Source organism: Novacetimonas pomaceti (assembly GCF_003207955.1).
GTDB lineage: Bacteria > Pseudomonadota > Alphaproteobacteria > Acetobacterales > Acetobacteraceae > Novacetimonas > Novacetimonas pomaceti.
On sequence record NZ_NOXG01000014.1, the window covers coordinates 62,804 to 69,278 of the forward strand.

Below are 6,475 nucleotides of genomic sequence, written 5' to 3' on the forward strand. Positions count from 1 at the left end.
GGCCGACGCATCCACGATCCGGTGGCAGGTGCGGGTGGCACCGTGGCAGGGGGACGGCTTTCGCGCCCGATGCGCCCCGATGCGCAGGGGCGTGGATGCGGCAATGACTTGACCCCGCGCCCCAGGCTCGCCATGTGCAAGGAAGCTGATAACGTCGCGGGTTCCGCCGCGACGAAAAGGAGTGATGCTATGAGCGAGAACACCGTCGCCGTCAAAGACGCCGAATTCAAGTCGCAGGTGCTGGAATCCAGCGAGCCCGTGCTGGTCGATTTCTGGGCCGAATGGTGCGGGCCGTGCAAGATGGTCGCCCCCGCACTGGAAGAAATCGGCGCGGAGTTCAAGGGCAAGCTGAAGGTGGTCAAGGTCAACATCGATGAAAACCCCGAAACCCCGAACACCTATGGCGTGCGCGGCATTCCGACGCTGCTGCTGTTCAAGGGCGGCAAGGTGGTCGCGGACAAGGTCGGCGCGGCCCCCAAGACGCAGCTCAAGGAATGGGTGAAGGCCAGCCTTGCCTGAAGAGGGAAACGTCCCTGATTACCGGCGTGCAACGCTGTTGCGTGCATGACCCCTCCGGGCGCTGCCCGGACCCGGCAGGGAGCTTGCTCCCTGCACCCTGAACTGTCTGAAATTATTGGTTTCCAGGAGTCCGTGGCATTTGGGGCAACGCCCCTGAAATGCTATGCCGCGCGCGCCACGTCCGTCCATGTCGTCGGGGTCGCCCCCGCATGGCGCAGGCCCGCGCGCAGGCCGGGACTGCACAGCGTTTCGAATTCCGCCACATGTTCATAGGTCGGCATCAGGCGCTGCAGCAGTCTGTTCTTGGCCGTGGCGGGATGGAAATAGATTTCCGACAGGCCGTCCGGCAGGTGCGCCGCAAGGGCGGAGACACGCTCCGTCGTCATGTGGCCGCTCCACGCCAGGCCAAAGCACCAGTCGTTTGTCACCAGTCCCGCCTTATGCGCCTGATGGCGCAGCAGCCGGGTCCAGCGGCGCAGCGCCGCATCGCCCAGCGTATCGGCATAGGTGCCCGCCGCGAACAGCGGCTCGGGCGGTTCCAGCGGCACGCGCACCGCGCGCAGCCCATGGCGCAGCCCGCTTTCGATCATGTAACGCCCGACCGTGGGATGCAGGTGCATGTGCTTGTGCGCGTTGGCATGGTCCAGCGCCAGCCCGGTGCGTGAAAAGGCCCGGAACTGGGCCTCGATTTCGGCGGCCAGTTCGCGCCGCACGGCAGGGCGGAAGAAATATTCGATCCCGAGCTTCAGCTGGTCCGACGGGAACTGCCCGTCCTGCGGCACCAGCAGCGGGATTTCCGCCGGCGGCAGGGTGGCCGGTCCCTCGATCGCGACCAGATGCAGCCCCACCCGCAGGTCCGGCAGGCGTTTCGCGCGCCGGATCGCGTCCTCCGCCGCGGGACCAGCGACCATCAGGCTGGCGGTGGACAGCAGGCCGTCGCGATGCGCGATCTCGACAGCTTCATTCACCTCTTCCGACAGGCCGAAATCATCGGCGGATATGATGACGCGTTTCATTTGGGCAGGAAACCGGATGTGACGATACCAGAAAAAACGCCGGAACCCGTGGGTCCCGGCGCAAAAAATGTGTGATGGCGATCAGGCCGCGCGACGTTCGCGCAGGAACTGGAAGAACTCCACCCCCTCGCGCAGGCGACGCTTCATCATCTGGGGCGAACGCACCATCTCGCCCACGATGGAGGCGATCTTCGGCGCGCGGAAATAGAACTTCCGGTAGAAATCCTCGACACTGTTGAAGATTTCGGTGTGCGACAGGTGCGGGTAATGCAGCGGCGCGATCTGCACGCCGTTTTCATCGATCAGTTCCGCGTTGCTTGCATCCAGCCAGCCATTTTCCGTCGCCTGCTTGTGCAGGAACGTCCCCGGATAGGGGGCGGCCAGCGAAACCTGCAGCGTGTGCGGGTTGATTTCGGTCGCGAACTTGATGGTTTCCTGAATGGTTTCCTTCGTCTCGCCCGGCAGGCCGAGGATGAAGGTGCCATGGATCTTGATGCCGAGCTCGTGGCAGTTCTTGGTGAACTCGCGCGCGACCTCGACCCGCATGCCCTTCTTGATGTTGTGCAGGATCTGCTGGTTGCCGCTTTCATACCCCACCAGCAGCAGGCGCAGGCCGTTTTCCTTCAGGACCTCCAGCGTCTTGCGCGGCACGTTCGCCTTGGCGTTGCACGACCAGGTGACGCCCATCTTGCCCAGTTCGCGGGCAATGGCCTCGGCGCGGGGCAGGTCGTCGGTGAAGGTGTCGTCGTCGAAGAAGAATTCCTTCACCTGCGGGAAATACTGCCGCGCGAGGCGGATTTCGGCCGCCACGTGTTCGGGGCTGCGGGTGCGGTAGTGATGGCCGCCCACCGTCTGCGGCCACAGGCAGAACGTGCAGCGCGACTTGCACCCGCGACCGGTATAGATCGAGATGTAGGGGTGCATCAGGTAACCGATGAAGTAATCCTCGATCTTCAGGTCACGCTTGTACACTTCGGTCACGAACGGCAGGCTGTCCATGTCCTCGATCATCGCGCGGTCGCGGTTGGAAATGATCTTGCCGTTGGGATCGCGCCACGTGATGCCATCGACATCCTTCCAGTCGCGGCCTTCGGCGATTTCCTTGATGGTGTAATCGAACTCGTTACGCGCCACGAAATCGACCGGGGCGGCGTTCAGCAGGCTTTCCTCCGGCTGCACGGCGACCTTCGCGCCGACCATGCCGATCTTGACCGATGGATTCGCGTCCTTGAGCATCTGCGCCACCCGCACGTCGGAGGCAAAGGACGGGGTGGAGGTGTGCATGATGACGAGGTCGCGGTTGCGCACGTCCTCAAGGATCGGTTCCATGCCCATGCGCGCGGGGGGCGCGTCGATCAGGCGGCTGCCCTCCACCATGGCGGCGGGCTGCGCCAGCCATGTCGGATACCAGAACGACTTGATTTCCCGCTTGGCCTGATAGCGGGAACCGGCCCCGCCATCGAATCCGTCGAAGGAAGGCGGCTGGAGAAACAGGGTCTTCATCATGTTACGCGAATCCTCGGGTCTGAAAGGGGCTCACTCCCCCGCGCGACCGCAGTTGCCTTGACTGGTTGGGTTCGGCCTGCCCGGCCCCGGCGGGGTCAGTCACCGGGGGAGGCAGGTTGTGATCGGGATGTCATAGCGGAATGTGGCGAAATGTGCATAGTCTGTCCGCGCCATGCCACGCGCGTTCCTGTCACGCTGCCGACCATGATGGCCGCCGACAGCCAGTCACGCAGTGGCAGCAGGAACAATGGAATCAGGCTGCGCTGCGCCAGCGCGCGGTCCATGATGAACGCGCACACGGCACGCGCCGCCCATACGGACAGGAAAAATACCCATGTCCACGTGGCATGCGGCGCAAGCACCACCGCCAGCGTGGCCCAGAACAGCGGAAGCTGGATGGCCGACGCGGCATAGCCCAGCGGTTCCAGCGTCTTGACCGTCCGGCCCCAGCGCAGTTCATGGGCCAGCACCTCCCGCAGGGAGGTTTCCCCCACGGTGGTCCATGTCATGCACGCGGCGATGGCGATGTCCTTGCCCTGCTCGCGGACATAACGGCCCAGCATCGCGTCATCCGCGACATGGGGGACCAGTGCCTCCAGCCCGCCGATGGCCTGCAGCATCGACCGGCGCAGCGCCATCGTCGCGCCAAGGCAGTCCTGCCGCCCCAGATAGCGCGACAGCATGACGCCGGGCAGGAAATTGTGGTTGATCTGCCCCGCCGCCAGCAGGCGCGGCAGCGTGGGCGAGGCGGGCAGGCCCGCGTAAAGCGTGGTGACCAGCCCGACATGGTCGGGAACCAGCGCCCCGACGACATGGCGCAGGTAATCGGGCGCCACGTGGATGTCCGAATCGGAAATGACCAGCACGTCATGACGCGCGCGGGTCATCATGTTGATGAGGTTGCCGATCTTGCGGTTGATGCCGTGAAAGGTCGGGTCGATGACCAGTTCGATGTCCAGCGCGGGATGGCGTTCGCGCAGCCGCCGCACGATGGGGATGGCGGCATCATCTTCCGACTGCACGCCAAAGATGATCTGCATGGCGGGATAATCCTGCGTGCAGAAGCTTTCGAGCGCTTCTTCCAGCAGGGGTTCGTCGCCATGCAGGGGCTTGAGCACCGTCACCGGGGGCATGGGCACCGCCTGATCGGCGCTTTTTTCCTGCACGCGGAAGCGCGAGACCAGAAAAGTGCCTAGCGTCGCCTGTACGCACCCGGCCACCGCGACAGTCGCGGCCAGACCGGATGGTGAGACAAGGGCGTTAAGAACAGACATCATCTTTCCGGCTGGGTCGCGCGTGCATGATATAACATCGGTAATCCGGCCTGTAACCCGGGCAAGGGGTCATCCTGCCGAAAAGACCTTGATCTTCTTCTGTAACAGATCGATCAGATTTTGCACATTCCCGCCAGCCAGCGCGCTGCGGAAGTCCGAATGCTGCATGCCGACCTGGCTGATGTTGCCATTCAGCAGGACGTCAACGACCTGATATCCCTTGGCCCCGTTCAGGTGCATGACGTAATTGACCGCCGTGCCGGACGGGTCATCGGATGATCCGATCTGGGTATCGACGATCTTGTTGCCACCAACCGGCGCGTCACGGACGGCGGGATTGATGGTGAAACGCGCGTCGGCGCCGGGCTTGAAGCTGGAAAGGTTGCGCGCGATGGTGAACTGGCGGAACGTTGCCAGCAGCGTCTGCTTCTGCTCGGCCGACAGGGTGGCGTAATGCGGCCCGATGGAGGAGGACAGGATCGCCTCCAGGTCATAGACGCGGTCGATGACCGGCCCCAGTTCCTGCGCCCGCTGCTCGAACGAGCCACTGTTCTTGGCCTCGATGCGGGTCAGTTCGGCGTAAAGCGCCTTGATGGGGGCCTGCGGATCGGACGCGGCCGCCGCGTGCGCCGTAGGGATGAGGACGGGCAGGGCCGGAAGCGCCGACGCTGCCACCAGCCCGGCGCACAGCGCCAGAGACGTTGTTTTCAGGACATGTTTCATAATGATCATGATTTCGGTCCGATTGCCGTCTTTAGCAAGGGCTGGGTCATGCTGATTCCGACACCCAGCGCTTCCAGCGCGGTATTGGTGATCGCCTGCGCGTCGAGGCCCGCCTCGTGATACTGGGCGGTCTGGGTGTTGTGGTCGATGAAGCGGTCGGGCAGGGCCATGGGGCGGAAACGCACGCGGTCCAGCAGGCCGGTTTTCGCAAGGTGCATCATGACGAAGGCGCCGAACCCGCCGGGCGCGCCCTCCTCGATGGTGATCAGCACGGCATGGTTGCGCGCCAGCTGCTCGATCAGCGCGGTGTCCAGCGGCTTGGCGAAGCGCGCGTCGGCCACCGTCGGCGCCAGCCCCTGCGCCGCCAGCATGTCGGCCGCCTTCAGCGCCTCCGCCAGGCGCGGGCCCAGCGACAGGATCGCGATCCCCCCGCGTTCCGGGCCCGACTGACGCGCCATCTCGCGCACGATGCGCCCGCGCCCGATTTCCAGCACCTGGCCCGCCGCCGGCAGGTCGATGCCGATGCCGCCGCCACGCGGGTAACGCAGGGCGATCGGCCCCTCGTCGAACGCCGCCGCCGTCGTGGTCATGTTCAGCAGCTCCAGCTCGTTGCTGGGCGCCATGATGGTGATGCCCGGCAGGCAGCCGAGATAGTTCAGGTCGAACGCCCCCGCATGCGTCGCGCCGTCCGCGCCGACCAGCCCCGCGCGGTCGATGGCAAAGCGCACCGGCAGGTTCTGCAGCACCACGTCATGCATCACCTGGTCATAGGCGCGCTGCAGGAAGGTGGAATAGATCGCGCAGAACGGGCGCATCCCCTCCGTCGCAAGGCCCGCCGCGAACGTCACGGCGTGCTGTTCGGCGATGCCGACATCGAAGAAGCGGTCGGGAAACGCCTTGGCGAACCTGTCCAGCCCCGTGCCCGAGGGCATCGCCGCCGTGATCGCGACGATGCGGTCGTCCGCCTCCGCCTGACGCAGCAGTTCGCGCGAGAAGACGGATGTATAGGACGGTGGCCCGGCCGGACCCTTCTTCTGCTCGCCCGTGACGACATTGAACTTGGAGACGGCATGGTACTTGTCGCCCGCCGACTCGGCCGGGGTATAGCCGCGCCCCTTTTCCGTGATGACATGCAGCAGCACGGGGCCCAGGTCGTCGGCATCGCGCAGGTTGCGCAGGATCTGCACCAACTGCGTCATGTCATGCCCGTCGACAGGGCCGACATAATAGAAGCCCAGCTCCTCGAACAGGGTGCCGCCGGTGATGATGCCGCGCGCGTATTCGTCGGCCTTCTTCGCCGTGCGCTCCAGCCGGTCGGGCAGGCGCTTTGCCATCTTGGCGGCGAGGTCGCGCAGGCTGAGGAACTTGCGCGAGGACATCAGCCGCGAAAGGTAGCTCGACATCGCGCCCACGGGCGGGGCGATCGACATCTCGTTA

Annotated in this window: 6 protein-coding genes; 1 reads left to right on the forward strand and 5 read right to left on the reverse strand. The window is 64.9% G+C overall.

All coding sequences use genetic code 11. The features are described 5' to 3' along the window. Positions 1-189 precede the first annotated feature (189 nt). Complete coding sequence (gene trxA, locus CFR71_RS11210) at positions 190-519, forward strand: thioredoxin TrxA (protein WP_110531119.1); 330 nt, start codon at positions 190-192, stop codon at positions 517-519. Positions 520-680: 161 nt separating this feature from the next. Here trxA and hpnK read toward each other — a convergent pair whose 3' ends face one another. The 5 genes from hpnK to dxs all read right to left on the reverse strand — a co-directional run. Beyond that, positions 681-1,535 (reverse strand): hopanoid biosynthesis-associated protein HpnK, encoded by an 855-nt coding sequence (gene hpnK, locus CFR71_RS11215; protein WP_110531121.1) that lies wholly within the window; start codon positions 1,533-1,535, stop codon positions 681-683. A gap of 81 nt (positions 1,536-1,616) precedes the next feature. Continuing rightward, entirely contained in the window at positions 1,617-3,041 is a 1,425-nt protein-coding gene (hpnJ, locus tag CFR71_RS11220; protein WP_110531123.1) for a hopanoid biosynthesis associated radical SAM protein HpnJ, read from the reverse strand. A 95-nt stretch (positions 3,042-3,136) separates the two neighbouring features. Next, positions 3,137-4,315 (reverse strand): bacteriohopanetetrol glucosamine biosynthesis glycosyltransferase HpnI, encoded by a 1,179-nt coding sequence (hpnI, locus tag CFR71_RS11225; protein WP_110531135.1) that lies wholly within the window; start codon positions 4,313-4,315, stop codon positions 3,137-3,139. A 69-nt stretch (positions 4,316-4,384) separates the two neighbouring features. Beyond that, on the reverse strand, positions 4,385-5,047 hold the full coding sequence (locus CFR71_RS11230) for an MlaC/ttg2D family ABC transporter substrate-binding protein (protein WP_110531125.1): 663 nt from the start codon (positions 5,045-5,047) through the stop codon (positions 4,385-4,387). Then, positions 5,044-6,475 (reverse strand): 1-deoxy-D-xylulose-5-phosphate synthase (gene dxs, locus CFR71_RS11235; RefSeq protein WP_110531137.1); only part of this gene is annotated, 1,432 nt, incomplete at its 5' end. The genes dxs and CFR71_RS11230, both read right to left, overlap by 4 nt.

Excerpts from the sequence above, each read along its gene's own strand:
- trxA (WP_110531119.1), top strand. The coding sequence starts at position 190 with ATGAGCGAGAACACCGTCGCCGTCAAAGACGCCGAATTCAAGTCGCAG.
- hpnK (WP_110531121.1), bottom strand. The coding sequence starts at position 1,535 with ATGAAACGCGTCATCATATCCGCCGATGATTTCGGCCTGTCGGAAGAG.
- hpnJ (WP_110531123.1), bottom strand. The coding sequence starts at position 3,041 with ATGATGAAGACCCTGTTTCTCCAGCCGCCTTCCTTCGACGGATTCGAT.
- hpnI (WP_110531135.1), bottom strand. The coding sequence starts at position 4,315 with ATGTCTGTTCTTAACGCCCTTGTCTCACCATCCGGTCTGGCCGCGACT.
- CFR71_RS11230 (WP_110531125.1), bottom strand. The coding sequence starts at position 5,047 with ATGATCATTATGAAACATGTCCTGAAAACAACGTCTCTGGCGCTGTGC.